Source organism: Maricaulis sp. D1M11, from assembly GCF_047308265.1.
GTDB lineage: Bacteria > Pseudomonadota > Alphaproteobacteria > Caulobacterales > Maricaulaceae > Maricaulis.
The window spans coordinates 546,516-573,262 of record NZ_JBKQWY010000001.1; the positions used below are offsets into that span (position 1 = coordinate 546,516).

The 26,747-nt window shown below is 60.7% G+C and carries 21 protein-coding genes; 12 read left to right on the forward strand and 9 right to left on the reverse strand.

Translation table 11 applies throughout. From position 1 onward, the window contains the following. The first annotated feature begins 12 nt into the window (after positions 1-12). The 3 genes from RMQ97_RS02615 to RMQ97_RS02625 all read left to right on the forward strand — a co-directional run bounded on the left by RMQ97_RS02615 (position 13) and on the right by RMQ97_RS02625 (position 3,277). A complete protein-coding gene (locus tag RMQ97_RS02615) occupies positions 13-906 on the forward strand; it encodes a peptidase (RefSeq protein WP_413659273.1) in 894 nt (297 codons plus the stop codon). A gap of 455 nt (positions 907-1,361) precedes the next feature. Continuing rightward, positions 1,362-2,273 carry a dihydrodipicolinate synthase family protein gene (locus RMQ97_RS02620; RefSeq protein WP_413659274.1) on the forward strand — a complete coding sequence of 304 codons (912 nt, stop codon included), beginning with the start codon at positions 1,362-1,364 and terminating at the stop codon, positions 2,271-2,273. A 5-nt stretch (positions 2,274-2,278) separates the two neighbouring features. Continuing rightward, positions 2,279-3,277 (forward strand): 4-hydroxyproline epimerase, encoded by a 999-nt coding sequence (locus RMQ97_RS02625; RefSeq protein WP_413659275.1) that lies wholly within the window; start codon positions 2,279-2,281, stop codon positions 3,275-3,277. Here RMQ97_RS02625 and RMQ97_RS02630 read toward each other — a convergent pair. Both RMQ97_RS02630 and hemN read right to left on the reverse strand, forming a co-directional pair. Beyond that, a complete protein-coding gene (locus RMQ97_RS02630) occupies positions 3,274-3,951 on the reverse strand; it encodes a GntR family transcriptional regulator (protein WP_413659276.1) in 678 nt (225 codons plus the stop codon). The genes RMQ97_RS02625 and RMQ97_RS02630 overlap by 4 nt on opposite strands. Before the next feature lie 71 nt (positions 3,952-4,022). Further along, complete coding sequence (gene hemN / locus RMQ97_RS02635) at positions 4,023-5,354, reverse strand: oxygen-independent coproporphyrinogen III oxidase (protein WP_413659277.1); 1,332 nt, start codon at positions 5,352-5,354, stop codon at positions 4,023-4,025. A gap of 429 nt (positions 5,355-5,783) precedes the next feature. Between hemN and RMQ97_RS02640 the strand changes: the two genes are divergently transcribed. From RMQ97_RS02640 to ppa, 3 genes are all read left to right on the forward strand, one after another. Further along, the gene (locus RMQ97_RS02640) at positions 5,784-7,214 is read left to right on the forward strand and encodes an NAD(P)-dependent oxidoreductase (protein ID WP_413659278.1); all 1,431 of its coding nucleotides are present in this window, start codon (positions 5,784-5,786) and stop codon (positions 7,212-7,214) included. Next, a complete protein-coding gene (gltB, locus tag RMQ97_RS02645) occupies positions 7,211-11,749 on the forward strand; it encodes a glutamate synthase large subunit (RefSeq protein WP_413659279.1) in 4,539 nt (1,512 codons plus the stop codon). Before RMQ97_RS02640 ends, gltB begins: the two co-directional genes overlap by 4 nt. Before the next feature lie 119 nt (positions 11,750-11,868). Next, positions 11,869-12,396 (forward strand): inorganic diphosphatase, encoded by a 528-nt coding sequence (gene ppa / locus RMQ97_RS02650; RefSeq protein ID WP_413659280.1) that lies wholly within the window; start codon positions 11,869-11,871, stop codon positions 12,394-12,396. A gap of 126 nt (positions 12,397-12,522) precedes the next feature. Here the strand turns inward: ppa and RMQ97_RS02655 are convergent, their stop codons facing one another. The 5 genes from RMQ97_RS02655 to RMQ97_RS02675 are packed head-to-tail and all read right to left on the reverse strand — an operon-like array spanning position 12,523 to position 16,156. Continuing rightward, entirely contained in the window at positions 12,523-12,915 is a 393-nt protein-coding gene (locus RMQ97_RS02655; RefSeq protein ID WP_413659281.1) for a phosphate acetyltransferase, read from the reverse strand. Next, complete coding sequence (locus tag RMQ97_RS02660; RefSeq protein ID WP_413659282.1) at positions 12,912-13,280, reverse strand: MaoC/PaaZ C-terminal domain-containing protein; 369 nt, start codon at positions 13,278-13,280, stop codon at positions 12,912-12,914. Before RMQ97_RS02660 ends, RMQ97_RS02655 begins: the two co-directional genes overlap by 4 nt. Continuing rightward, positions 13,277-14,776: a class I adenylate-forming enzyme family protein gene (locus tag RMQ97_RS02665; RefSeq protein WP_413659283.1), complete on the reverse strand. Its 1,500-nt coding sequence runs from the start codon at positions 14,774-14,776 to the stop codon at positions 13,277-13,279. Before RMQ97_RS02665 ends, RMQ97_RS02660 begins: the two co-directional genes overlap by 4 nt. A 1-nt stretch (position 14,777) precedes the next feature. Beyond that, positions 14,778-15,548, reverse strand: coding sequence for an enoyl-CoA hydratase/isomerase family protein (locus RMQ97_RS02670; RefSeq protein ID WP_413659284.1), 771 nt, complete (start codon positions 15,546-15,548; stop codon positions 14,778-14,780). Continuing rightward, positions 15,545-16,156, reverse strand: a complete 612-nt coding sequence (locus RMQ97_RS02675; protein WP_413659285.1) for a TetR/AcrR family transcriptional regulator — start codon at positions 16,154-16,156, stop codon at positions 15,545-15,547. Before RMQ97_RS02675 ends, RMQ97_RS02670 begins: the two co-directional genes overlap by 4 nt. Before the next feature lie 157 nt (positions 16,157-16,313). On the opposite strand from RMQ97_RS02675, the gene RMQ97_RS02680 reads away from it, so the two are divergent. The 3 genes from RMQ97_RS02680 to RMQ97_RS02690 all read left to right on the forward strand — a co-directional run bounded on the left by RMQ97_RS02680 (position 16,314) and on the right by RMQ97_RS02690 (position 20,474). Continuing rightward, on the forward strand, positions 16,314-17,147 hold the full coding sequence (locus RMQ97_RS02680; protein WP_413659286.1) for an alpha/beta fold hydrolase: 834 nt from the start codon (positions 16,314-16,316) through the stop codon (positions 17,145-17,147). Beyond that, the gene (locus RMQ97_RS02685) at positions 17,144-19,456 is read left to right on the forward strand and encodes a TonB-dependent receptor (protein WP_413659287.1); all 2,313 of its coding nucleotides are present in this window, start codon (positions 17,144-17,146) and stop codon (positions 19,454-19,456) included. Before RMQ97_RS02680 ends, RMQ97_RS02685 begins: the two co-directional genes overlap by 4 nt. Before the next feature lie 82 nt (positions 19,457-19,538). Next, positions 19,539-20,474 (forward strand): alpha/beta fold hydrolase, encoded by a 936-nt coding sequence (locus RMQ97_RS02690; protein WP_413659288.1) that lies wholly within the window; start codon positions 19,539-19,541, stop codon positions 20,472-20,474. A gap of 84 nt (positions 20,475-20,558) precedes the next feature. Here the strand turns inward: RMQ97_RS02690 and RMQ97_RS02695 are convergent, their stop codons facing one another. Beyond that, on the reverse strand, positions 20,559-21,020 hold the full coding sequence (locus tag RMQ97_RS02695) for a BlaI/MecI/CopY family transcriptional regulator (protein WP_413659289.1): 462 nt from the start codon (positions 21,018-21,020) through the stop codon (positions 20,559-20,561). Between the two features lie 209 nt (positions 21,021-21,229). Here RMQ97_RS02695 and RMQ97_RS02700 point away from each other — a divergent pair, with 209 nt between their 5' ends. The 3 genes from RMQ97_RS02700 (at position 21,230) to RMQ97_RS02710 (ending at position 25,709) form a co-directional block, all read left to right on the forward strand. Beyond that, positions 21,230-22,456 carry a cache domain-containing protein gene (locus RMQ97_RS02700; protein WP_413659290.1) on the forward strand — a complete coding sequence of 409 codons (1,227 nt, stop codon included), beginning with the start codon at positions 21,230-21,232 and terminating at the stop codon, positions 22,454-22,456. A 67-nt stretch (positions 22,457-22,523) separates the two neighbouring features. Continuing rightward, positions 22,524-24,353 carry a translational GTPase TypA gene (gene typA / locus RMQ97_RS02705; RefSeq protein WP_413659291.1) on the forward strand — a complete coding sequence of 610 codons (1,830 nt, stop codon included), beginning with the start codon at positions 22,524-22,526 and terminating at the stop codon, positions 24,351-24,353. A 567-nt stretch (positions 24,354-24,920) separates the two neighbouring features. Continuing rightward, complete coding sequence (locus RMQ97_RS02710; protein ID WP_413659292.1) at positions 24,921-25,709, forward strand: SDR family oxidoreductase; 789 nt, start codon at positions 24,921-24,923, stop codon at positions 25,707-25,709. 71 nt (positions 25,710-25,780) lie between these two features. Here RMQ97_RS02710 and RMQ97_RS02715 read toward each other — a convergent pair whose 3' ends face one another. Beyond that, on the reverse strand, positions 25,781-26,719 hold the full coding sequence (locus tag RMQ97_RS02715) for an alpha/beta hydrolase (protein ID WP_413659293.1): 939 nt from the start codon (positions 26,717-26,719) through the stop codon (positions 25,781-25,783). Positions 26,720-26,747: the final 28 nt, after the last annotated feature.

The following is a 26,747-nucleotide window of genomic DNA, read 5'->3' on the forward strand; positions in this document are numbered from 1 at the left end:
ACTGGGGACACCATGAAAACTGTCTATCTTGCGGCTGTGGCTGCGATTGCCGTAACCGCGGCGGGTCTTGCACAGGATCCGGGGGCCGCGCCGGCTTTTGGGAGTGTCAGTCTGGATGTCGGCTTCACGCCTGATCCCTACACCGTCAACATCACCTCCGGCGGAACGATCAATGCCCGCAATCTTGGTGGAAACTGCCGGGGTTGGGTGGCGCGTGCGCCGGATTTCGACCTGTATTATGGAGCGGGCTCGCTCCCGCTGACGATCGCCGCCGACAGCAATTCAGACACGACACTGGTCATCAATGGGCCGGATGGTCGCTGGTATTGCGATGATGATGGCGGTGATGGCCTGAACCCGGAAATTACTTTTGGCAGCCCGCAATCCGGTCTCTACGACATCTGGATCGGATCCTATAGCGAAGGCGATTATGCGGATGCCACGTTGTCCATCTCCGAGCTGGGCCAAACAGCCAGCTATTCATCGGGCGGTGGTTATTCCGGCGTGGATATGTCGCTCCCCGCTACCTATGGATCCCGTCGTCTGAGCGCGGGTTTCTCTCCGGACCCTTATGTTGTCAACATGACATCGGGTGGCGGGAACCGCGCCAGCGATGTGGCGAGCGGGTGTAACGGCTGGGTCGCGAGCGCGCCGGACTATGAACTCTCCTTTTCAGCGGGCAGCTTGCCGCTCATTCTCTCCGTTGCCTCCAATTCCGACACCACATTGATGGTGAATGGTCCGGATGGTCGCTGGTATTGCAATGATGACGGCGGCAGTGGCACGAACCCGTCTCTGCGGTTCGACAATCCCCAGTCTGGTGTTTACGACATCTGGGTCGGCTCCTATAGCCAGGGCGGTGGCGCGAATGCCAACCTCCACATATCCGAGCTCTACAGCCAGTAAGTGCTCTTCGGTCTGAGATTGAGAGGGGGATCAACAATGTTGATCCCCCTTTTTGCTTCGGTCTGAGCAGTTTTATGACCTAAACAGGCATAATCCGTTGTTTGACGGTGGACCGTCGGCCGTTGCTTGACCGTCGCTGAGTGCAGTGCAGCATGGAGATCGCGGATGCCGACGGGTATCGCGACTCTGTGGATTGAACTTCCCTGGTGGCGGCCGACACCAGGACCTTTCAAATCCATAAGACACTCAAGTTATCCTCTCCGCTGGGTCGGCAGAGGTTAATCTTGTTGCTTTGTGCTCCCTTTGTGCCATATCCCCTCACGGTCCACGTGTTGCGATCGGCCATGTCTTTGGTCGGGCACGTATAATTCGTGTGATGAGGGCCAGCCTTGTCGAGTTGAGCTGGGAATGTATATTGGATCCAATATTGGTGATGCGGGTCGAAGGATAGCGATATGAGCCAAACTACCTGGCGGGGTGTTTTTCCCGCAGCCACAACGCAATTCGATGCAGGTTATGCCGTTGATCTGGACGCGACCCAGTCCGTGGTGAACATGTTGGTGGAAGATGGTGTCCACGGCGTTATCGCCATGGGCACAGTCGGCGAGAATAATTCCTTGCGTGCCGAAGAGAAACGCCAGGTGCTGGCCGCTGTGGTTGAGGCGGTGTCCGGGCGGGTCCCTGTCGTCACCGGCGTGTCAGAACTGACGACCGAGCTCGCCTCTGAATACATTCGTGACGCGCAGAGCATTGGCGCTGATGGGGCCATGGTGCTGCCGGCCATGGTCTATGTGCCGAGCGAAGCCGAGCTGGAGGCTCATTTCCGCCTGGTCGCCGCAGCCTCGGATCTGCCGATCATGTTGTACAATAATCCGCCCGCCTATCGGGTCAGCCTCTCTATCGAAAGTCTGCAGAGACTGGCGGATGTGCCCACTCTGCGGACGATCAAGGAAAGCGCACCCGACAGCCGGCGGATTACAGACATTCTCAATGCCTGTGGCGACCGCTATCAGGTCTTTGCCGGACTGGATGATATCGCGCTGGAAGGCTTGCTGCTCGGTGCCGAGGGCTGGGTGTCCGGTCTCACCAATGCCTTCCCGCGTGAATCCATCGCGCTGTGGGATGCGGTTCAGGCCGGGCGACTTGACGAGGCCCGCGCGATCTATCGCTGGTTCATGCCGCTTCTTCATCTCGATGCGGACCATGATCTGGTCCAGTCCATCAAACTGTCCGAGGCTGTCATGGGGCGCGGGAGTGAGCGCGTACGCATGCCGCGTATGGAGTTGAGCGGGCAAAGGCGTGCGGATGTCATCCGCATGGTCGAAACCGCGCGTGACACGCGGCCAAGTCTGATCGCCGCCGAGTAGGCTTTATGCGTCATACGTTTTTATGTCTGGACGGACATACCGGAGGTAATCCGGTCAGGGTTATCGCAGGTGGGGGGCCGGTCCTGAAGGGACGAACCATGAGCGAGAAGCGTCAGGATTTCCTGGCGCATCACGACTGGATTCGCACAGCCCTGATGTTCGAGCCGCGCGGTCACGATATGATGTCGGGGGCGATCTTTTATCCGGCGTGTTCACCCAATGCTGATGCGTCCATTCTTTTTGTCGAAACATCGGGATGTTTGCCGATGTGTGGTCATGGAACGATCGGTGCCGTGACCCTCGCGCTCGAGAATGGTCTGATCCAGGTGCGTGATCGCAACCAGATCATTCTGGACACGCCCGCGGGGCAGATCCGAGCGGACATTGAATGGGATGGCGCGCATGTGGCCGGTGTTCGCATTTTCAATGTCACAAGCTTTCTGGCGCATAAAGCCGTTGAGATCCACTCCCCCGAGCTGGGTCGACTGACTGTCGATATCGCCTATGGGGGGAATTTCTATGCGATCATCGAGTCACAGGACGGCTATCGGGACCTCGCGGATTACACACCGTCACAACTTGTCAGCATGAGTCCGGCCATTCGGGCGGCAGCCGGGGCGGCGGCCGAGTGTGTCCATCCCGATGATGCTACGGTTCATGGCGTGAGCCATGTCATGTGGACCGGAGCGCCGACCGTTGAGGGAGCCCACGCCCGTAACGCCGTATTTTACGGTGAACGTGCGATTGACCGCTCGCCGTGCGGCACGGGCACGAGCGCGCGGATGGCGCAGCTTGAGGCGCGCGGTGATCTGCGGGTGGGGGATGAATTCATCCATGAGAGCGTCATTGGCTCGCTCTTTCATGGTCGTGTCGAGGCGGCCGATAGTCTGGGTGGGCAGCCGGCCATACGTCCGAGCATTCGGGGATGGGCGGTACAAACAGGCATCAACACGATTTTCGTGGATGACCGGGACCCGTTCCGGGACGGGTTTCAGCTCAGCTAGCCCGCGTTGTCCGCGGTCATGGTGCCCAGCAGATCCTCGGCGGCAAAACGAATGTGGGCCGCCATCGTCGAGCGACCTTGGTCCGCATCACCGCGGGAGAGGCAGTCATACAGGGCCTCATGGTCCTTCTTGGCCTGGATCAGCGCCTCGGGACGCGCGGAGAGTTGGATCCGGACATATCGGTCAATCTTGCGATTGAGGTTTTCGACCAGTTCCAGTGTCAGCGGACGTGCTGCGCCGGCGTACAAGGCCTTGTGATAGGTCCAGTTGGCGATGCCCCAGCTGTCGCGTTCTCCATTGGTATAGGCCTCGTTGACCACGGCCAGCGCTTTTGAGGCCTGCACGATTTGTTCCGGCGTCGCATTGAGGCAGGCATGGTGGAACAGGTGGGGTTCGACCAGTTGGCGCAGGTCGAACAACTCCGTCGCTTCATCCACAGACATCGCGCTGACCACCGCCCCGCGATGCGGGTGGAAAATCACCAGACCTTCCGATTCCAGCTGGCGAAGGGCTTCGCGGACGGGCATGCGACTGACACCAAAAGCCTCGGCCAGGGCCTCCTGCCGCAACTGAGTTCCGGCCTCGATCTCATTGTGGAGAATACGGTCCCGCAGCTTCTGGGCGAGCGTGTCGACGATGGTCGTCTTTTGAACCGGGTCCGAAAAGGCGCGCATGAGTGTTCCGTAGCTGAATCAAGTGGCTCAGGGTAACCATAAAATACGCTGACAGGAAGTCAGCGTGCTCACTACACCGAGCGCGAGTGTCGAGCCGGGCCCTGGCCCAGCCGATTGTCAAAGCGCGCAGCCACATTGCGGGCCAGCATTCGGTAATCGGGGGATATGCGAATAGCGCTTTCATCGATCTGCACAATGCCGTCTGCGACCAGATCGTCCAGATCAGCCTCCGGCAGCTCGCCAAATCGTGCGCGCAAGGCGGGAAGGTCAGCTTCAAGGTCGCACATCAACCGCTCGATGATGGCAGCCCTGCATTCGTCATCTTGGTCCAGGGCGTGCCCGCGCGCAGTGGCCAGCTGACCCTGCTCGATTGCCCGGGACCATGTCGCGACATCCGGAGTGTTTTGAACAAAGCCCCGGGGCAGACGACCGATGGCACTCGCCCCCAGTCCGATCAGCGTCTGGGCGCGGTCTGTCGTATAGCCCTGGAAATTGCGGTTCAACCGGCCCTCACGAAGCTGGATGGCCATGTCATCATCGGCGCGGGCATAGTGATCGATGCCGATGGCCACATAGCCGGCATTCTCCAGTGTTTTGGCGATCAGCCAGGCCTGTTCGATCCGGGCTTCGGCGCTGGGTAGGTCGTCGGCTTGGATCAAATTCTGATGCTTGCGGATCTGAGGCACGTGGGCGTAGCCAAAAACCGAGAGCCGGTCCGGGTCAAGTTCCAGTGCCTGCAAGACGGTGTCCCGGCAATCGGTCAGGGTCTGACGTGGCAGGCCATAGAGCAGGTCGAGACTGAGGCTCTGAATGCCTCTTTCGCGCAAGCGCTTGGCGCAGGTTTGTGTGGTTTCAAAGTCTTGGACCCGGTTGATCGCCTTTTGCACATGCGGGGCGAAACTCTGAACGCCCAGGCTTGCCCTGTTGATACCGGTGGCGGCGAGACTGTCCACCAGGGTCTCATCACAGACACGCGGATCAATTTCAATGGCGCGCTCGGCGTCGGGAAGAATGTTAAAGTGCGCCTCCAGCAGCGCGCTGAGGGCTTCAAGGCGGGGCTGGGGCAGATAGGTCGGTGTGCCGCCACCCCAGTGCAGGTGGGCCACAGGTTGTCGACGTCCGACATGATTCGCGACGCGCCGGATCTCCTGTTCCAGCAGGTCTGCATAACGTTCCAGCGGTGCCGTGTTGCGGGTCGCACGCGTGGAACAGCCGCAATACCAGCACATGTCGCGACAATAAGGGATGTGCAGATACAGCGAGATCGCGTCATCATCCGGAATGTCGGCCAGCCAATGCGCATAGGTGTCCGGCGTCAGGTCCGAGAAATGGGGCGCCGTTGGAAAACTTGTATAGCGCGGTGTGTTGGTTTTGGCGTGACGGAGCAGAACCGGATCCAGCATGCGATAATCCCTATTTTTCTAGGGTCTTATCAATCCGTGCCGGAGCGGTCAGGGTGGCAAGGCGCCGCAGGGCAAACTGCCACATATTTGTGCATGGCAGCATTTATCGCTGAAGACAGAGAATTTCGCCTTGAATTGAAGGGCATGCCTGCTGGCGCAATAAAATGGCGGCTTTTGCGCCCGACTTGACACACAATTCCAGAATGGATGAGTATAAGCGCCCTTCGAAGGAAGAAGGTGCCGCGTCGCTCTGTGTTGCGCCGCAGCAGCCGGGACTGGCGCATCGCCTGACGATCGGGCGGGATGCGGCCGTCACGACTTACCGGCAAAATCTGATGTTCAGGACACACCCGGTCGGGGAGACGAGGGTGCGCTTGAGTATCCCTGTTTCCGGCTCGCCGGGAATGATGTCGCAAGAGGAGGTGCGGTGTGCTGAGATTTATCGATACGGACCAGTCTCGTCCGGACAAGCGCAGCGAAGCGGAGCGTCGCACGGATTTTGCCGAGATCTATAATCCGTTCGAGGATGGTCCGGCCAAATCCCAGGCCTCACGGTGTTCCCAGTGCGGTGTACCATTCTGTCAGAGCGGTTGCCCGCTCCAGAACAATATTCCCGACTGGTTGAAACTGGCGGCTGAAGGCCGCATGCGCGAGGCCTATCTGGTCTCCTCGGCCACGTCCACCATGCCGGAAGTGTGTGGTCGCATCTGTCCGCAGGACCGTTTGTGCGAAGGAGCGTGTGTGATCGAACAGTCCGGTCATGGCGCCGTGACTATTGGATCCGTGGAACAATACATCACCGAGACCGCCTGGGCCGAGGGCTGGGTCGAACCGGTCCGTATCGGACCCGACCGGGGCGCCTCTGTGGGCATTATCGGCGCTGGGCCTGCCGGGCTGGCAGCGGCTGAACGCCTGCGGGAAGCGGGTATCGCTGTCACGGTGTATGATCGGTATGACCGCGTCGGCGGATTGCTCATCTATGGGATTCCCGGCTTCAAGCTCGACAAGTCTGTCGTTGCGCGCCGGGTGGAGCGGTTGAAGGAGGCGGGTGTCGAGTTCCGCCTGAACTTTGAGGTCGGCCGCGATGCCAGCCTGGAGGAGCTCCGGGCCCAGCACTCATCCATCCTGATCGCAACCGGTGTGTACAAGGCGCGCCAGCTCGCCTGTCCGGGCGCGGGAGAGGGTAGTGTGATCCAGGCCCTGGATTATCTGACCCAGTCCAATCGAACCGGTCTGGGTGACACGATCGACTCGTCCAGCCTGGATGCCCTGTCCGCCAGCGGCCGCAATGTTGTGGTGATCGGCGGGGGCGATACGGCGATGGATTGCGTGCGTACGGCCATCCGCCAGGGCGCCAAGTCGGTGAAGTGTCTTTATCGCCGGGACCGGGAAAACATGCCCGGTTCTGCCCGCGAGGTGAACCACGCCGAGGAAGAGGGAGTCGAGTTCGTCTGGCTCTCTGCGCCGCAGGCTGTTCTGACCAAGGGTGATGCTGTCAGCGCGGTCCGCGTCCAGCGCATGAAACTGGGCGATCCCGATGCGTCAGGACGCCGTTCGCCGGTGGCCATCGAGGGTGATGTGTATGACGAACCGGCGGACATGGTGATCTCGGCGCTAGGCTTTTCACCGGAAGACCTGCCGGTGATGTTCGACGCACCCGGACTGGAAGTCTCGCGCTGGGGTACCGTCGAGGCGGATGCCGATACGCTCATGACCGCTCTGGACGGGGTGTTTGTCGCGGGGGACATCTATCGCGGGGCTTCCCTGGTCGTCTGGGCCATGCGCGATGGCCAGGACGCGGCGCGGTCCATCACCGCTTACATTGACAATCGCATGCAGGTTCTGGGAGCTGCCGAATGAGCCAGACAGCCAAGCCGAACTCGAACTGGAATCCCGCGCGCCACAAGGCGGCGCTGACCTATCTCGAAGAGACAGGGCTCTATGATCCGTTGAGCGAACGGGATGCCTGTGGTGTCGGGCTTGTCGCCGATATCAAGGGCGAGGCCCGCCGGGAAATCGTGACGCTGGCCATTGATGCGCTCAAGGCGGTCTGGCACCGCGGCGCGATTGATGCGGATGGCCGTACCGGTGATGGCGCGGGTCTGCGTGTCGGCGTGCCGCAGGCGTTTTTCCGCAAGGCGGTGGCGCGTACGGGCCATGAACCGGAATCGGGTGATGTGATCGTCGGCATGGTCTTCCTGCCGCGGACAGATTTTGCGGCCCGCGAGCGTGCACGCTCGATCATCGAGGCGGAAATCTTGCACGAGGGTTTCCAGTTTTATGGCTGGCGGCAACCACCGGTCGACCTGTCGGTTCTTGGTGAGAAGGCGCGTGCCACACGCCCCGAGATCGAGCAGGTCCTGCTGCGCGACCCTCAAGGACGCGACAAGGAAACCATCAGCCAGATCCTGTACATCATTCGACGCCGGATCGAACGCCGCGCCCGGGAAGAAGGGCTTCAGGATCTCTATATCTGTTCGCTCTCCTCGGATGATATCATCTACAAAGGCCTGTTCCTGGCCCAGGATATTGACCGCTTCTATCTGGACCTAGCGGATCCGGAATTCGTGTCGCCCTTTGCCATTTTCCACCAGCGTTATTCCACCAATACCTTCCCGGAATGGCGTCTGGCCCAGCCCTTCCGCATGCTGGCGCATAATGGCGAGATCAACACAATCCGGGGCAATATCAACTGGATGAAGAGCCATGAGATTGTCATGGCGGCCACGGCCTTTGCCGGTGCAGAAGACGATGTGAAACCGGTAATCCAGCCGGGCAGTTCAGACAGTGCGGCGCTTGACCAGACTTTCGAGGTTCTCGTGCGCGCCGGACGGTCCGCGCCGATGGCCAAGACATTGCTCATCCCCGAGGCCTGGTCGAAACGCACAGGTGTGATCCCTGCCAAATGGCAGGCGCTCTATGAGTATTGCAATGCCGTTATGGAACCGTGGGACGGCCCCGCTGCGGTGGCCGCCTATGACGGGCGCTGGGCGATTGCCGGTCTGGACCGCAATGGTCTGCGGCCGATGCGCTACAGCGTCACCACTGATGGTCTGCTGGTGGTCGGGTCTGAAACGGGCATGGCGCCGATCGATCCTGATCGTGTGTGTGAGCGCGGTGATGTGACCCCGGGGCGTCTGATTGCTCTCGATCTCAAGGATGGCAAATTCTACCGCCCCCACGAGATCCTGGATCAATTGTCCGAGGCGCATGCCTATGAGGACTGGCTGACCGAGATGCGCGACATCGAATCGGTCATCGGGCCGGGCACCGAAGATCAGGCGTTCACCGAAGACAGTATGACGCGTCGCCAGATTGCGGCCGGTTTCACGTTTGAAAGCATTGAGTTGGTGATCGATGCGATGGCGGCTGACGGCAAGGAAGCCGTGGGGTCCATGGGCGATGACACTCCGCTGGCGGTTCTGTCGGAACAGTCGCGGCCCATGTCGCACTTCTTCCGTCAGGGATTCAGCCAAGTCACCAATCCACCGATCGATCCTCTGCGCGAGGGGCGGGTGATGGGTCTGAAGACCCGTTTTCGCAATCTCGGCAATATCCTGGCCCAGGACGAAACCCAGGCGGATGTCCTGGTGCTCGACAGTCCGATCCTCACCAATGGCATGTATCAGCGCTGGCGCGATTATCTGGGCGGCGCGGTCAAGGATATTGACTGCCTGCTCGATGTGTCTGTCGCCAGTGGCGATGGCGCGGCCATGGGCGAGGCCATCGAACACATTCTCGAAGAGGCCGAGATCGCGGTCAGTGACGGGGCGACCCATCTAGTGCTGACGGATCATCGCCAGGATGAAAAACGCGCCGCCTTGCCGATGATCCTCGTTGCGGGGGCGGTTCATGCGCATCTCGTCCGCAAGGGGCTGCGCAATTCCTGCTCGTTGAATATTCGGTCCGCCGAGTGTTTCGACCCGCATTATGCCGCTGTCCTGATCGGGCTGGGCGCGACCACCGTGAACCCCTATCTCGCATTCGAGACCGTCAATTGCCGCAATGGTCAAAACGATCTCAAACGTCGCGAGACGGCCAAGCGGATGAAGGCGGCCTTTGATGCCGGTCTCCTGAAGATTATGTCCAAGATGGGCATTTCCGTGATCTCCTCCTATCGCGGAGGCTGTAATTTCGAAGTCATCGGCCTGTCTCGCGCTTTGGTGGACCGATATCTGCCCGGCGTGGTGAGCCGGATCTCCGGCATTGGCCTGCCTGGTCTGGAGCGGCGCACCATTGATCTGCATCGCGAAGCGTGGAGCGGCCGTCCCGTTCTGTCGATCGGTGGTTTTTATCGTCAGCGGGCCTCGGCCGAGCATCATGCGCTGACATCGGATGCAATCTCCAACGTGCAACAGGCGGTTCGCCAGAATGATCCGATCGCCTGGGGCAAGTATCGCGATGGTCTGCTTGCGCAGGGGCCGGTTCACCTGCGCGATCTGATGGATTTCCGCTCCCTGGGCAATGCCCAGCCGCTGAGCGAGGTGGAATCCATCAACGCCATCCGCCAGCGTTTTGTCACACCGGGCATGTCGCTGGGGGCCTTGTCCCCGGAAGCACACGGCGCGCTGAACGTGGCGATGAACCGGATCGGCGCCAAATCCGTCTCGGGTGAGGGGGGTGAGGATCCGGTTCGCTACAAGCCCTTGCCCAATGGCGACAATATGAATTCGGCGGTGAAACAGATCGCCTCGGGCCGGTTTGGCGTGACCGCGCGTTATCTCAATGAATGCCGTGAGTTCGAGATCAAAGTGGCCCAGGGCGCCAAGCCGGGCGAAGGCGGGCAATTGCCGGGTTTCAAGGTGACCGAGTTCATCGCCCGCATGCGACATTCCACGCCGGGGGTGCCGCTGATTTCACCTCCGCCGCACCATGATATCTATTCGATCGAGGACCTCGCCCAGCTGATCTATGATCTCAAACAGATCAATCCGACAGCGCGGGTCGGCGTGAAGCTCGTGGCGTCGGCCGGTGTGGGCGCGGTGGCGGCCGGTGTCGCCAAGGCCAAGGCAGATATCATCAATATCTCCGGTTCGGTCGGAGGCACGGGTGCAGCCGCGCTGACATCCATCAAGTTTGCCGGTGGTCCGCTGGAATTGGGGCTGGCCGAAGCCCATCAAATGCTCTCGCTCAATGGTTTGCGTGACCGGGTGACTCTGCGCGCGGACGGTGGCATTCGGACCGGGCGGGACATTGTCATGGCTGCCATGCTGGGCGCTGAGGAGTTCGGCATCGGTACGACAGCGCTCATCGCGCTGGGCTGTTTGATGGTGCGTCAGTGTCATTCCAACACCTGTCCGGTCGGCGTATGCACCCAGGATGAGGCCCTGCGCGACCGCTTCCATGGCATCCCCGATCACGTCGTCAATCTGATGACCTTCCTGGCTGATGATGTGCGCCAGATTCTGGCGGATATCGGTGCAACGTCGCTGGAAGATGTCATCGGCCGGTCCGATCTTCTGGCCCAGGTCTCCCGGGGCTCCGGAGCTCTGGACGATCTGGACCTGGCCGCCATCATGGCTCGCGCCGATGGGGCTGACCGCCCGGTCCGGTCAACCCGGGTCCAGCGCAATGATGTGGTCCCGGCCCTGGACGAGCAGATCCTCAAAGATGCGGCAGCGGTCTTTGAACGACGCGAAAAAATGCAGCTCGACTACTCGGTGCGCAATACCGACCGGGCGGTGGGCACACGCACGAGTTCGGAAATCATCCAGCGGTTCGGTGAGGACGGCCTGGCACCGCATCAGTTGACCCTCAGACTGCGTGGGTCGGCCGGTCAGTCGCTCGGGGCGTTTGCCGCCCGGGGCTTGCGGATCGAGGTCGATGGCGACGCCAATGATTATGTCGGCAAAGGTCTGTCCGGTGCCACGCTTGTGCTGCGTCCGTTCAAGGCCAGCGAGGCCCGTGCGGCTCAGAGCGCGATTATCGGCAATACATGCCTGTATGGTGCAAGTTCCGGATCATTATTTGCATCCGGCCGGGCCGGGCAGCGTTTCGCGGTTCGCAATTCGGGCGCCATCACGGTTGTCGAGGGCTGCGGGACCAATGGATGTGAATACATGACCGGTGGCATCGCGGTCATTCTGGGGGATGTGGGCGATAACTTCGCTGCCGGCATGACCGGGGGTGACGCCTTTATTTATGATCCGTCGGATCGCCTTGGTGAGCGACTCAATCGAGAGACAGTGACCCAATTGCCGCTGGCGGGTGATGCAGAGATCCGCTGTAAGGCCTTGATCGAACGACATGTGGTTGAAACCGGCTCGGCACGCGGCCGCGCACTGCTGGATGACTGGAACCGGGTCCGCACAGACTTCGTGCACCTGCGCGGTCAGGAAGAAATGAGCCGGTCCGGCGGGCGGGACCTGGCCTGGGATGAGCAGAAGACGGCTTGAGACCAAAGTTCACCTGCTGCACTGCAATAGAGGCATTGGTTAGGGGCCGATTACGCGCTAGGTGATCGGCCCCGCCTGTTTGAACAACGGGCCCGTCTTGTCTTGGAAGGATCAGGGACATGCGCATCGACAAGATCTCGCTCGGTGAAAATCCGCCGGAAGATATCAATGTGATCATCGAAGTGCCGGTGGGTGGCGAGCCGGTGAAATATGAAATGGACAAGGATTCGGGGACGGTATTTGTCGACCGCTTCCTGCACACGCCGATGCGCTATCCGTGTAATTACGGATTCATGCCGCACACCCTGTCCGATGACGGTGACCCGATTGATGTGATGGTTTTGGGCCAGACGACCCTGGTGCCGGGCTGTGTTGTCCGTGCCCGTCCGATCGGCGTGCTGATGATGGAAGATGAAAGCGGTCTGGACGAGAAAATCCTGGCAGCGCCGCACAGCAAGATCTCAGCGATGTATGATGACATTCGCGACTATACCGATGTTCAAAAGGCGCTGATCGCTCGCATTGGCCATTTCTTTGAACACTACAAGGATCTGGAGCCGAACAAGTGGGTGAAAGTCACCGGCTGGGAAGGCGCGGAGAAGGCGCAGCAGCTGATCATGGAAGCGATCGAGCGCGCGCAAAAATAATCCATCCGCTGGATTGAAATGACAGAACCCGCTGACCCCGGTCAGCGGGTTTTTTGTTTGATCCTGCAGTGAGGGCCAGTGCTGCGGTGAGGGTCGATCTGTCGCGCGCGTTTCAAAGCGTTCAGGTCAGGCCGTTTCCGGCGTGCTGAAGGCGCCCTGAACATCCTTCACATAGACCAGTGCGCGACCGCTGGCGACGATATCACCCGTGTCGGACCGGCAAGTGGTCTCCAGATCAACCAGGAATTTTTCCGGACGGAGCTGGGTGATGGCGACGTCGGCCGTCAGCGTTTCGCCTGGCCGGACCGCCCGGTGAAACACGGTTTCCTGTTTGAGATAATTGGTGCCCCGCCCGGGCAGGTCCACGCCCAGCAGGTCGGAGAACATGGCATTGATCAGGGCCTCGGGCACCACATCCTGCGGGACCGGCGCGCCGGTCAGCGCGGCGAAACGTGCGCTGTCTGTGTCGGAGAACATACGGGTGCGTCGGGCGCTCTGGCCCAGGGCGAGCGGTGTCATCGGGCGAGCTCCGTCTTGCCGCGGCAGGTGATGGTCTGGTCATTCAACCGGGTGATCATGAGGTCGAGCTGGACCGTGTCGGCCTGCACGGCGGTGATCTCGGCAGAAAACTGCAGCGGTTCACCCACAGGCGAGGGGGCCGGATACATGGTTTCCTGGCTCAGCTGACGACCGCCGGGCACCAATTCCTCCACGACACCGCGCAGGACGGCACAGAGCAGGGCGCCGTGTGCGACGGTCTTGCCGAAGCGGGTCGTGCCGGCAAAAACCGGATCAACATGTATGGGGTTGTTATCGCCGGACAGCTCGGCGAAGGCGTCAAAATCCGCCTGGGTGAAGGTCTTGTTCAAAGTGGCGCGGGTCACGATACAAGCTCGGGTCTGGGGAGAAGATGTTTCTGGACTTTTCCGGCGGCGGTGCGCGGGAAATCATCGAGGAACAGAACGTATCGGGGGACTTTGAAGGCGGCGAGATGATCTCGGCACCAGGTGCGGATCTCCGTCTCGTCCAGCGCCACCCCGTCCATCAGGATCAGGCAGGCGCATCCAACCTCGCCCCATTTTTCATCAGGGACGCCGATGACTGCCGCCTCGCGAATGCCGGGATGGGCTTCGAGGATATTCTCGACCTCGGCCGGATAGACGTTTTCGCCGCCGGAGATGTACATCTCCTTGATCCGTCCCGCGACAAAGCAATAACCGTCCTCGTCCATGCGGCCCAGATCACCCGATTTAAGCCAGCCATCCGCCGTGTAGAGTTTCTCGGTCTCGTCAGGGCGATGCCAGTAGCCTGGTGTCAGTCCGGGGCCCTGGAACTGGATCTCGCCGGTGTCGCCTTGCGGTAATTCACGATCATCCGGACCGGCAATCCGAACATTGATCATCACCTGGGCCTTGCCGACTGAACCGATCTTGGTGAGCACATGATCCGGGTCGGACAGGAAGGCGGTGGGACCGGTTTCGGTCATGCCAAATCCATTACACACCCGCGCACCGTGATCCGCGAAGGTGCGCACCAGATTATCGGGCAGGGGCGCGCCACCACAGGCCCAGTTGCGGACACGGGTCAGATCGGTCGCAGGGAAACGGGGATGCAGGCTGAGTTCACGATACACGGCCGGAACGCCGATAAATACGTCCAGCTGACCCGTATTGACCAGGCCGAGGAGCGCGTCGGCGTCAAAGCCGGGCAGGACGTGGACGAGCCCGCCATTGAACAACACCGGCAGGGTATGGAGATTAATCCCGGCCGTGTGGAAGAGAGGCAGGAAGTTCAGGGTACTATCCCCGACACGCAGGCCGATCGCCTGACCGATATTGATCGCATTGATCACGGCCATGCCATAGGTCTGGATCACGCCCTTGGGACGGCCGGTCGTGCCGGACGTATAGATCAGATACCAGCACTCATCGGCGGGCCAGGACAGACGGCCTGGATCGACGGGCGACGCATCGCGGGCGGCGGGATAGGCCTGTTCCAGGTCCAGGCCGCGGATATCAGTGTTGAGGCAGGCGGACGCGGTGTCCGCATCCTCCCGGCCATAGGCCAGGAGGGTCGGTGAGCAATCCTCCAGCAGCCCCGCCAGTTCCGTAGCGGGCATGCGCCAGTTCAGGGGAACGAGGATCGCCCCGATGCGGGCACACGCAAACAAAAGCTCGAAAAACTCCACTCGATTTCGGCACAGGATCGCCAGCCTGTCCCCGGGCGCTAAGCCTTTCGCCTTAAGCAGATGCGTGGCCTGACCGATACGCTGGTCCAGCTGGGCATAGGTCAGGATCTGCCCGGTTTCCACAGTGTGGAAGGCCGGAGCATCCGGGGTGATGTGGGCGCGTCGCGCCATGAAATCGGTGAGGAATTTCATCTTAGCCGTCCACGAAGCTGATCATCCGTTGGTGAGTATCCGAGCGTTGAACCAGATCCAGAAAAGCCTCGCGTTCGGCCTCCAGCCGGTGGGCCAGATCCGGCGGGCCAAGCAGCCGGCGTGCTGTGATGAGCGTAGCAGCGTCGTGATGGGCCAGGCGCTCGGCTTCATCCTGAACGCGGTCATGGAAATGCGCGTCACTGACGGGACCTTCGCCCAATCCCATCCGGGCGAGGCGACCGGCATTGCGTTTTTCGTCGCGGGCAATCCAGCTTCGTGCGTCTGCTGCGGCCACAAAGGCAGGCAGAAGGGCCGTCCATCCCCCATCCGGAGCAAAACCCATCTGGGCATAATAGGGCTGGATCCAGGCCTGTTCGTGCAGGACGCGAACATCACACGCCAGCGCCAGTCCTAGGGATCCTCCGGTCAGGGCCCCATTCATGCCGCAGACCGTCGGGACGGGCAGGGTGTGGAGTTTGAGAATAACCTCATTGAGCAGGCCCACCAGGCGTGCGGAATAGACGTGTAGCTCGGCGGGTCGTCCGATGCGCTCGCGGAATTCGCGCACATCGCCCCCTGCAGAGAAAACCTGGCCCTTGCCGGTCAGCACCACCGCCCGGGCGCCCGAGGATGTGGCGGTGTCGAGCGCGGCAGATACCGCATCCAGCAGATCCGGAACCAGGGCATTGGCACGGGGCGATCGCGCCAGGGTGATCCAGGCGATGTCACCGCGCTGCGTGATTTCAACAAGGGGGGCGGTTGTGATCGTCATCGCGGTTTGAGCCCCTGTCCGATCAGGTCAACGGCACGCTCGGCAATTTCGCTGGCCTGGGCGTCTTCGTCCCAGACCCCGAACCGCAGGCCCAGGAACACACTCATGCCGATCAGCGACCAGGCGCGCACATCCACATCACCTTCGGAAATCTCGCCGCGCTTGGCCGCCTCGGTCAGATTGCGTCGATAGCCTTCGGCAAAGTTTTCATAGTGTTCGCGATAGGCATCCGGCGCCACAAACTGGGCTTCCATGATGATGCGGTAGAGGTTCTGGTGTTGACGCACGAAGTCGATGAAGGAGGACAGGCCCAGCTCTTCCGCTTCGATACGGTCCTTGGCCTCAGCCGCGTGTTCCGCCACCCATTGTCGCGTCATGCGGCTCATATGCCCAACCAGGGCGCGGAAGATCTCATCCTTGGATTCGAAATACACATAGAATGTGCCCAGCGCGACTTCGGCGCGGCGTGTAATCTCCCCAATCGAGGTTTCATAGAAACCCTTGCTCCCAAACTCCCATTCAGCCGCTTCCAGCAGCTTGTTCCGAGTCCGGACGCCGCGGGCGGTTTTCGGGATTTTATTCGTTTCGGTCGTCTTCAAAGTTGACATATGATTCAGTTTTCACAAAATGGGGCGCAATGCAAGAACCGGTCGAAACAAGCGAACCGGAGATATGGGGAGACTACTCGTGCTCACTGCGCTTGGCAGCAGTAAAGCGCCGAACACACCTGCCTACGGTCACGTCACGTGCCCGGACGGGTTGCAAATGGCGTATACGGATCAGGGCATTGGTCCGGTTCTCCTGTTGCTTCACGGGTGGGGTGTTGATGGCAGTTTTTTTGCCCCGCTCCAGGACAGGCTCGCGCAAACCTGCCGAATCGTGACCCCGGATCTGCGCGCACACGGACGAACGCCGGCTGGCGACAGCGAGCTGCGGTTCGATACCCTGGCGGGCGATCTCCACACACTGATTGAAACCTTGGATCTGCACGATGTCACTCTGCTGGGGTGGTCCATGGGGGCGATGGTGGCCTGGCGCTATATTGAGCGTCAGGGCACCGCGCGCCTGGCCGGCCTCGTCGTGGAAGACATGAGCCCGCGCATCGTGAATGATGAACACTGGCGGTTGGGTGTCTCCAGCGGCATGTCGCTGGAAGCCAGCGACCATCACGGCCAGGGCATGATCAGCCAGTGGCCGGACTATGCCGCGAGCTTCGCTCCGCGCATGTTTGCGCGCTCCGTGCGTGAAACCCATCCCGATCTGGTCAAGGCGGCTGTCGAAGGCATGGCGGCGCAGACCGGGGCCGATATGTCGACCTTGTGGGATGCGATGGCGCGCCAGGATTTTCGGGCCATGCTGCCCTCCATCGATATCCCGACACTGATTGTTTTCGGCGAGCTGAGTCAGGTCTACGGGCCTGAATCGGGGGCCTATCTCGCCGACCTCATTCCGAATGCAAAAGCGCTCGGCTTTGCGCATTCGGGCCATGCTCCGCACCTGGAAGAACCGGAAGAGTTCGCGAGTGCGGTTTCAAACTTTGTCCAGACCGCCTGCCCGGCACCGGACACACGCATTCACCCAGAGGGGAGGAAACTATGAAAACCCGTCTCGTGACCAAGGCGTCACTTCTCGCATCCACACTTCTACCCGCCATGCTCGTCACCGTTCCGGCCCAGGCCCAGGACGAACCGAGCGTGATCGGTGACACCATCACCGTCACGGCCCGCCGCCGTGAGGAAAGCCTGCAGGACGTGCCGCTCTCCGTCAGCGCGTTCACCGGTGACCAGCTTGAAGATCTGGGCGCACCGGACATTACGGGCCTGGCCGAGGTGCTGCCGAACGTCACTTTGGAAGTCTCTCGCGGTACGAATTCCACGCTGTCGGCCTTTATTCGTGGCGTGGGTCAGCAGGACCCGGTGGCCGGTTTCGAAGCTGGTGTCGGCATCTATATCGATGATGTCTATCTGAACCGTCCGCAAGGCGCTGTTCTGGACATTTTCGACGTGGAGCGGATCGAGGTTCTGCGCGGACCGCAAGGCACGCTGTATGGTCGCAACACGATTGGGGGTGCCGTCAAGTTTGTCACCCGTCGTCTGGACGCCGAAAACCCGACCTTCAATGCACGCATCAATTATGGCGAGTACGGTCAGTTTGATCAGATCGTTTCCGGCTCTGTGCCGCTGGGAGACTATTTCCGGGTGGGTGGCGCTGTTGCCAATCTGACCCGCGATGGTTTTGGCGAAAACCTGCTGACGGGCGAGGACAATTACAACAAGGATGTCCTGGGGCTGCGGGTCTCGGCCGAATTCGAGCCGACCGATAATCTGTTTTTCCGCGTCTCTTATGATCGCACGGAAGATGATTCGAACCCGCGTCATGGTCACCGCCTGATCCCGGGGGTCCTGTCCGGTGCACCGGTGCTCGACAATGTCTTCGACAGCCGGGCCGGTCTTTCTGTGCCCGAGCAAAGCGTTGAGGCTGAGGGATATTCCGTCCTGGCCGAGTGGACGATCAATGAAAACTGGACGGTGAAGAATATTTTCGCGGAACGCGAAGATGACACCTCTTCTCCGATCGATTTCGACAGCCTGCCGTCCGGCGATCTCGATGTTCCGGTGATCTACACCAATGAGCAGCTGACCGAGGAATTCCAGGTTCTCTACACCGGTGAAAAGCTCGCCGGCGTGATGGGCTTCTTCTATATGGATGCCAATGCCTTCAACGTCTTCGACGTGCTCCTCGACAATGTCCTGCCGGGTTTGAACGCGCAGACCTTTGGTGATGTGGACACAGAGACCTGGTCGCTGTTCGCCAACTTCACCTACGACATGACTGATGAGCTGAGCCTGACACTGGGTGGACGGTACACCGAGGATGAGCGCACCTCGCGCGTGCTGCGCCGGACCTATCTGGGAGGTTTCTCCGAATTCTTCGGAGGGACAGGCGCGGTCATCGCGACCACCTCGGATTTCAATGACTCCAACAGCTGGGACGATTTCTCTCCGACCGTCTCACTGGCCTGGCAGCCCGATGCGGCCAACAACTACTATGTGACCTTCAGCCAGGGCTTCAAGGGCGGGGGTTTCGACCCACGTGCCCAGTCCACGGCCGCCCCGGATCTCGATGGTGATGGTGTTGGTCTGACGACCAATGGCACGACCGACCCGGATGACGTGTTCGAATTCATGTCCTTCGACCCGGAACAGGTCGATAGCTATGAAATCGGCTGGAAATACGCATCCTCCAACTACCAGCACTCCCTGGCCCTGTTCCATATGGATTATCAGGATGTCCAGGTCCCCGGTTCCGTGGGTATCGATACCGATGGTGATGGTGTGTCGGACTCCTTCACCGGTGTGACGACCAATGCCGGTGCTGCAACCATTCGCGGTATCGAGTATGAGGGTCTTGCCCAGCTGGGCGATGACCTGTTCAACGATGGTGACAGCCTGAGCATGAACTGGGCGATCGGTATCCTGGATGGTGAGTACGACGAGTTCATCAACGCCTTTGGTGTCGATGTCTCCGAAGATGTGGTGATCCAGAACACGCCGGACTACACGGCCTCTGTCCAGCTTTCCTACGTCACGCCGGCCTTTGGCGGTGATATCGCGTTCAACAACACGCTGTCCCTGCGGGGCGATTCCAGCCAGTTCGAATTCCCGTTCCCGGAACTCGATCAGAGCTCTTACGCGCTCTGGAATGCCTCCCTTCTGTGGGAAAGCACGGATGGTCACTGGGAGCTGGGTCTGCACGGTCGAAACCTGACCGACCAAGAGTATCGTGTGTCGGGCTATGACTTCGTCAACAATGATACGCTGGCTCCGGAACTCGGCCTGGAAGGCACGCTGACGGCCTTCTACGGTGCTCCGCGTACGGTCACGGCCACCGTCGCCTGGCGCTACTGAGTGTGAGAATGGAGAGCGGTAAAAGCTTCATTTGACCGCTCTCCATTTTTTATTGAGCCTCGCAGCACCGAAGGAGAGGACGATGCGGCGCGTGATCTGGCTGATTGCAATTCTACTGGTCCTGCTGGGCCTTGTTGTGGGTGGCTGGCTGTTGTCCCGTGGCCCGGCACCTTCGCCCTATGTGGCTGATGCCGTGGTCGACTCGCCCTATTGGAGCGAGCATGACCGATTGATCGAGATTGACGGTGTCACGCTTCGGGTTCGTGAGAGCGGACCGGAAAACGCCCAACCCGTTCTTTTGATCCATGGGTTCTCTTACTCCCTGGAAAGCTGGGACGCCTGGGCGCAGATCCTGGATGACACGTATCGGGTGATCCGCTTCGATCTGCCTGGGCACGGGCTCAGCGGCCCTGACCCAGACAATGCCTATGCCGTATCCGATACGGTCGAGGTCTTGGACGGTCTGATCACGGCGCTGGATCTGAACAACACCGTCCTTGTCGGTAATTCCCTGGGCGGGCTTGTGGCCTGGCGTTACACCGCTGACAATCCAGATCGTGTGGCGCGGCTGGCCCTGCTGGCTCCGGGCGGATATTCCATCAATGGTGTCACAGAGGAGCCGGTCGCTGTGCCGGTGGCGGTCTCCTTCTATCTGCGGTCTGCCCCCCTGCCCATGGTGCAGGGAGCGACAGCGCGATTGTTTGGCGACGCGTCACGCATGCCAGAGGGCATGTCCGAGCGGGTTCGCGATTTGATGCTGCCCCAAGCGGACGCGCTGATTGCGCGTCTGGAGCAATTCACCTTGCCTGACCCGGAGGCCGATCTGGCGCGGATCTCGCGCCCGGTTCTGCTGATTTGGGGGGAGCGGGATGTCATGGTGCCGGTCGATCACGGCGAACGCATGCTGGCCGTTATCCCCGACGCTGAATTGATCCGGTTTACTGATCTAGGGCATGTCCCACATGAAGAGGCTCCGGCCGACACGGTGGATGATCTCCTCGTCTTCATGGACGAGTGATCACAGCGGATACCCGCGGCAGTCCCTCTCCTGCCGTGTGATGACCCTCTCTCGTCGACCGGGAGAGGGTTGTTTTTGAGAGGGTTATGAGCGTGTTTTGGGGGTCGCCCGGGTGTTGGGGCCCGACTGGGCTTTGGCGGAGGACTGGGCCCTGGCGGTCGACTCGGCTTGGCGACGGGCTTTTTCCGCGCGTTCGGCCTTGAGATCGGCGAGGTCTTGCGGATCTAGGTCGATATCACGGATGACAAAACTGCCCAGCAGGCCGCTTTCCTCGCCCGCCTTGGACAGGAGCTGTCCCAGCGCATGATGGCGCGCCGTGCGGGCATTCAGGCGCGCGGTGTAGACCGCACCACGACTGCGCTGTTCACGATCAACCCAACCTTTGCGGTCCATATGACGCAGGCAGGCCAGGATATCGGCATGTGACCAGGCGCGCTCACGCATATCGGCAGCGAGGTCGCTCCGCAGATCGGCGACAGAGGCCTGTCCTCTGGCCCATAACCGCGAGAGGATCATGTCTTCGAGTTCCTTGGCCGCATCCGTCATCAATTTGACCCGTTCTGTTACGCTTTCTTTTACTCTGTGAAACGGTCTGCAAGAGACGCGCCGATCAGGAGATAGGCGAGCTGAGCATAGTTTGGCCCGTTCAGATGAAGTAATCAAATATGAGCAGCCTCGTTTTGTCTCGATTGATCTTACGAGGTGTTAGTGTTTTCGCGATAAGGTGATCCGGTTATTGGGGATAGCCAAGGGTCATGTTCGCTACGCTTTCGCGATTGCAATATCTGTTCGCTGCCGCCGCAATTATTGCGTTTTCGGCCGCCTTGTCCGTGTTTGCGGGCTGGCGGATCGGGGATGAGCTTGAGGCGTTCTATATCGAGCAGCTGGACGCCCATATCGAGACCCGAGCGGATCACGAACGGCATTTGTTCGACGAAGCCCAGCGTTATGTGACCCGTTCAGAAACCCTTTTTCTACAGCGGTTGAGCGCGATGGATGACGACAAGGTCGAGGCCGAGTTTGATCGTTTCTTCCCGCTCCGGGAGGACGGGACCCGCCGCAGCGTGGATGCTCTGTTTGACGGTTTAAGTCTGGGCAGCGGCGATGCGGTCCGCGGTCTGGCGGCCTTTATGGGCAATGGCGCCGACATGGATGTGGATCGCAAGCGCCAGTTCCTGACGGCCTTCCACGTCGTACGATCGGTGGGCGAGGCCTATCAGGGTCGGTTCGACAGTCTCTACTTCTTCAATCGTGATCGTCAGGTGGTGATTTTCGATCCGAACCGCGATGATGAGCTGATGTTCTATCGCCACGACGCGCCGGCCGATTTCGATCTTCGTGGGGATGATGATGCGCGTCTGTTTTCGTCCGAAACCAATCCGGACGGGCGGATGCTGTGTTCGCCCCTGTCGCGCTACCTGTCCGATGATGTGGAGGGCGCCGGGGATCGGGCCATGACATCCTGCCGGGTGCCCGTTCACGTCGATGGCGAGCTGGTGGGCGGATTTGGCACATCGATCCGGATGGACGGCCATTTCCGGCACTCTATGGCGGATACGCTGCCGCATGGCGTCAATCTGGTGATGGACCTGCACGGCGATGTGCTTGTTCGTGGAAGAAGCCGCACCTCAACAGACACAAACCTGCCTGGAGATACGCTGTCCACGCTTCTGGCCAGCCGTAGGGGTAATGAGGGTGTGATCGCCGTGCCGGGTCATGATCTGTTGATGGGCTATGTCTTTATCACGGGGCCGGACTGGTATTTTGTATCCCTCGTGGACACGCGTCACGTGTCGGGCCATGCCACCAGCATTGCCTGTCTGATCTTCCTAATGTCGACGCTTGTCGGCCTGATTTTCCTTCTGACCCCGCCGGTCGTGCGCTGGATTCGCGAACACGGCGAACACCTTGCCGAGCTCGACGGTCCCGACCGCCCGCACGCGCCGTCCGCATCCCGTCCGGTGGAACGCCCGACACGGTAATCTGCGCTGGCTTTCCGGTCCGTTTGGCCGTAACAGGGCCGCGCTGACCTTTGCCAGGATTATTGAAATGAGCGCTTCCACTGCCCGCCTTCGCAATATTGCTATTGTCGCCCACGTCGACCATGGCAAGACAACCCTTGTGGATCAGCTGCTTAAGCAGTCCGGCACGCTGGGAGACCGGTTCGAGGCGCCCGAGCGGGTGATGGACTCCAACGACATCGAAAAAGAGCGCGGCATTACAATTCTCGCCAAAAACACGGCCGTGCGCTGGAATGACTGGCGGATCAATATTGTCGATACCCCGGGCCACGCCGATTTCGGGGGCGAGGTGGAGCGCGTCCTGTCGATGGTCGACGGTGTATTGCTGCTCGTCGATGCGGTCGATGGCCCGATGCCCCAAACGTCATTCGTGACCCGTAAAGCGCTCGAACGGGGCCTGAAACCGATTGTGGTGATCAATAAGGCGGATCGTCCCAGCGCCCGCCCGGACTGGGTGGTCGACCAGACGTTCGACCTGTTCGACCGTCTCGGCGCAAACGAAGAACAGCTCGACTTTCCAGTGGTTTATGCCTCCGCCTTGCAGGGTTGGGCGTCGAATGAAGCCGGTGAGGTGGGTGAGGATCTCGAACCCCTGTTCGAGGCGATCACGAAATACACGCCCGAGCCGGATGTCGATGTGGATGGACCGCTCCAGATCCAGGTCTCGGCTCTGGATTATTCCAGCTATACCGGTGTTATCGGCATTGGCCGTGTCGCCCGCGGCCAGATCACGCCCAACCAGGCCGTCACTGTGGCCAAGGCGGATGGCACGACCAAGAATGGCCGTGTTCTGCAGATTTTCGGCTTCCACGGTCTTGAGCGTGTCGAGGTTAATGAGGCCCAGGCTGGCGATATCATCACCTTCACCGGTATTGAGGATCTCAAAATCTCCGACACCGTGTGTGATCCCGCCACGGTCGAGGGCCTGCCGCTCTTGAGCGTGGATGAGCCCACCCTCTCCATGACATTCCAGGTGAATGACAGCCCGTTTGCCGGCCGCGAGGGCAAGTTTGTCACCAGCCGCAATATCAAGGACCGCCTCGATCGCGAGCTGATCCACAATGTGGCGCTCAAGGTCGAGCAGCAGGATGATCCCGACAAGTTCACCGTGTCCGGACGCGGCGAACTTCACCTCTCCATCCTGATCGAGAACATGCGCCGCGAAGGCTATGAGCTTGCCGTGGGCCGTCCGCGCGTGGTGCTCAAGGAGATCGATGGCGTGCTCAGCGAGCCCTATGAGAGCCTCACCATTGATCTGGAAGAGCAACACCAGGGCGGCGTGATGGAAAAGCTCGGCCAGCGCAAGGCCGAGATGAAAAACATGGTGCCCGATGGTCATGGCCGTGTGCGCCTCGACTTCATCATCCCCACCCGTGGTCTGATCGGTTTCCGGTCGGAATTCCTGACCCTCACCTCGGGTACGGGCCTGATGTTCCACACCTTTGACCACTATGCGCCCAAGAGCGACGGCATTATCGGCCAGCGTCACAATGGCGCCATGGTGTCGATGGTGGATGGAAAGGTGCTCGGTTTTGCCCTGTTCAACCTGCAGGAGCGCGGCAAGCTCTTCCTGGGTCACGCCGTGGATGTCTATGAGGGCATGATCATCGGCGTCAACGCCCGCGAGGAAGACATGATCGTCAACCCGACCAAGGGCAAGAAGCTGACCAATATGCGCGCTTCGGGCACGGATGAGAACATCGTCCTGACCCCGCCGATCAAGGTGACGCTGGAATACGCCCTGGAATTCATCGATGATGACGAGCTGGTCGAGGTGACACCGGAATCGATCCGCATCCGCAAAATCTTCCTCAAGGAACACGAGCGCAAGAAAGAAAAGCGCTCTGCCGGCGCTTAAGACCGGGCGAGCCGTGCCCGGTTTGCGAGGCGGGTTATCCCGCCTCTATCCCTCACCCGATCGGTGGGGATAAGGCGTTCGCCCGACGTCCGGCGCCGGGCAGGCGTCGTAACGCGGACGGGAGCAACGTGTGTTGAGCGTTCGAAGCCCGTCTGAAACCGCTCTGAAATCTGTCTGGAATCGACTCAAATCGCACCGGATTCGCACCGGTTTCGCATCAAAACACACAGTGCGAGGGCCGATACACGCTGCGCGGTCTCGGTGCGGGCTTTCGCGACAGCAGATATCCCGCGTACCAGCGGCCCGTATCCCCGGGGACACGTTTTCGAGCGCTCATCTTGTCCGCATCGGGGTGGGCGCATGTGATGGACGGCGGTTTCAAGTCCTACCGTCCACTCATCGTCGGCCATACGCCTCTCCGCTCCACACCCCTCCCCTCGACACGTCGCGTTGCGGGCTTTACCCCTTGAGGGTCAAGCGGGCCGGTTACGAGTCCGCGCATCACGGTCTGACATGCGAGGCGAGATGACCATCGCGGCGGACCATCAATGAGGGGAGGTCGATCTCATGGATAATCTGTTTTCAATCAAAGGGCGCACGGCGCTGATCACCGGCGGGTCGCGCGGCATTGGCGAGATGATCGCCGAGGGTTTTGTGAAGGCCGGCGCGAAAGTCTATATCACCGCGCGCAAGGCGCCCGATTGCCTGGCCACGGCCGAGCGCCTGTCGGAATATGGCACCTGTATCGCGCTGCCCGGCGATGCGTCGGGGGCGGATGGTGCCAAGACGCTCGCGGCGGAGTATCTCAAACACGAGGACGGGCTGGACATTCTGGTCAATAATGCCGGTGCGGCCTGGGAAGCGCCGTTTGCGGAATTTCCCGAGGCGGGCTGGGACAAGGTCATGGACCTGAACGTCAAAACGCCCTTCTTTTTGACACAGGCCCTGTTCGAGGCGTTGAAATCGCGCGGCACGGCCGAAAAACCGTCCAAGGTGATCAATATCGGGTCGATTGACGGGCTCTCGATCAACATGATCCAGGCCTATTCCTATTCGGCGTCCAAGGCGGGCATTCTTCATCTGACCAAGCGCATGGCGCTGGAACTGGCCCAGCACAATATCATCGTCTCGGCGATCGCGCCGGGGGCTTTCCCATCGAAGATGAACCGTGTCGCGGCCGATCACGCCGATCTGGTCGCCCAGCATGTGCCCTCGGGCCGTGTGGGCGAGGCGTCGGACATGGCCGGTGCCGCGATCTTCCTGGCCTCCAAGGCCGGGGATTATGTGGTCGGCTCGACCCTGGCGGTCGATGGCGGTGTCACCCATGCGCGCGGCGGGGGTGGCGGTATCAGCTGACCTGTCATGTGATCTGGAAAAAAACCGCCCGGCCGAAAACCCGATGGACTGGGCGGGTCCAGAGGATCGGATCAGCGCAGGCGCTTGCCCAGCAGGTCGAAGGCGGTCTGGCTCTCCTCCATGACCTGGCTGAGGCCCATGAAACCGTGGACGACACCTTCAAAACAATACAGCCGGGCCTCATTGCCGTGCGCCTGAAGGCGTCGTACCAGATCGGCGCCTTCATCGCGCAGCGGATCATATCCCGCCGTGATCACGGTCGTGGGCGGCAGATCCGCCAGGCGCGGAGAGAGCAGGGGCGAGACATCCTCCAGATCTGCCTGGGCTGGGTCGGAGAGGTAATTGCCCGCCGCCCAGGCGATATCGGCGCGTGAGAGGAAATAGGTCCCGTCTCCCAAAAGGGCCCGGGAGGTGTGTTCGCTCTGATCCTCGATGACCAGGACGGGATAGAACAGGGCGAGATGGGACAGGCGCACGGTGCGGGCCATGCGCAGGGCCAGTGCGGTGGCCAGCGTGCCGCCCGCACTGTCACCGGCCAGGGCAATCGCGCCACACTCGGGATCCAGGCTGCGTGCCCGGTCTATGGCCCAGTGCAAGGCGGACAGGCCGGCATTGAGGGCAATCGGATAGCGGTGTTCCGGCGAGAGCGGATAATCGACACTGGCGATGATATGTCCGGTCGCGGCGCACAGGCGGCGGGCAAAGCCGTCATAGGCGGTCACATTGCCCAGCGTCCAGCCGCCGCCATGGAAGAAGATCATCACTCCATGTGCCGGGGTTAGCGGTGTGTAACAGCGCAGGCGAGCTGCGATCCCGTCCACGTCCGGTCCGGCATGGTCGCTGATTTCGGCCACCTCAGGGCCCGGCTGATCAACCGCGAGCATCAGCGTGTCCAGGGCCTGTCGTGCCGCATCAAGCGGTAGATCCCGGATGGGCGGTGCATTGGGATCTGCACTGTCGAGAAAGGCCTTGGCGCCCCGTGACAGGGATCGCCGGCGTGCGTCTTGCACGCCGACCGGCCGGGTGGTGTAGGGTCTG

What these genes read in the sequence shown, in the direction of transcription:
- RMQ97_RS02690 (WP_413659288.1), top strand. Translation starts at nt 19,539, where the DNA reads ATGCGGCGCGTGATCTGGCTGATTGCAATTCTACTGGTCCTGCTGGGC.
- RMQ97_RS02670 (WP_413659284.1), bottom strand. Translation starts at nt 15,548, where the DNA reads ATGACGATCACAACCGCCCCCCTTGTTGAAATCACGCAGCGCGGTGAC.
- RMQ97_RS02680 (WP_413659286.1), top strand. Translation starts at nt 16,314, where the DNA reads ATGGCGTATACGGATCAGGGCATTGGTCCGGTTCTCCTGTTGCTTCAC.
- RMQ97_RS02695 (WP_413659289.1), bottom strand. Translation starts at nt 21,020, where the DNA reads ATGACGGATGCGGCCAAGGAACTCGAAGACATGATCCTCTCGCGGTTA.
- hemN (WP_413659277.1), bottom strand. Translation starts at nt 5,354, where the DNA reads ATGCTGGATCCGGTTCTGCTCCGTCACGCCAAAACCAACACACCGCGC.
- RMQ97_RS02625 (WP_413659275.1), top strand. Translation starts at nt 2,279, where the DNA reads ATGCGTCATACGTTTTTATGTCTGGACGGACATACCGGAGGTAATCCG.
- gltB (WP_413659279.1), top strand. Translation starts at nt 7,211, where the DNA reads ATGAGCCAGACAGCCAAGCCGAACTCGAACTGGAATCCCGCGCGCCAC.
- RMQ97_RS02675 (WP_413659285.1), bottom strand. Translation starts at nt 16,156, where the DNA reads ATGTCAACTTTGAAGACGACCGAAACGAATAAAATCCCGAAAACCGCC.
- RMQ97_RS02710 (WP_413659292.1), top strand. Translation starts at nt 24,921, where the DNA reads ATGGATAATCTGTTTTCAATCAAAGGGCGCACGGCGCTGATCACCGGC.
- ppa (WP_413659280.1), top strand. Translation starts at nt 11,869, where the DNA reads ATGCGCATCGACAAGATCTCGCTCGGTGAAAATCCGCCGGAAGATATC.
- typA (WP_413659291.1), top strand. Translation starts at nt 22,524, where the DNA reads ATGAGCGCTTCCACTGCCCGCCTTCGCAATATTGCTATTGTCGCCCAC.
- RMQ97_RS02685 (WP_413659287.1), top strand. Translation starts at nt 17,144, where the DNA reads ATGAAAACCCGTCTCGTGACCAAGGCGTCACTTCTCGCATCCACACTT.
- RMQ97_RS02630 (WP_413659276.1), bottom strand. Translation starts at nt 3,951, where the DNA reads ATGCGCGCCTTTTCGGACCCGGTTCAAAAGACGACCATCGTCGACACG.
- RMQ97_RS02615 (WP_413659273.1), top strand. Translation starts at nt 13, where the DNA reads ATGAAAACTGTCTATCTTGCGGCTGTGGCTGCGATTGCCGTAACCGCG.
- RMQ97_RS02620 (WP_413659274.1), top strand. Translation starts at nt 1,362, where the DNA reads ATGAGCCAAACTACCTGGCGGGGTGTTTTTCCCGCAGCCACAACGCAA.
- RMQ97_RS02700 (WP_413659290.1), top strand. Translation starts at nt 21,230, where the DNA reads ATGTTCGCTACGCTTTCGCGATTGCAATATCTGTTCGCTGCCGCCGCA.
- RMQ97_RS02655 (WP_413659281.1), bottom strand. Translation starts at nt 12,915, where the DNA reads ATGACACCGCTCGCCCTGGGCCAGAGCGCCCGACGCACCCGTATGTTC.
- RMQ97_RS02665 (WP_413659283.1), bottom strand. Translation starts at nt 14,776, where the DNA reads ATGAAATTCCTCACCGATTTCATGGCGCGACGCGCCCACATCACCCCG.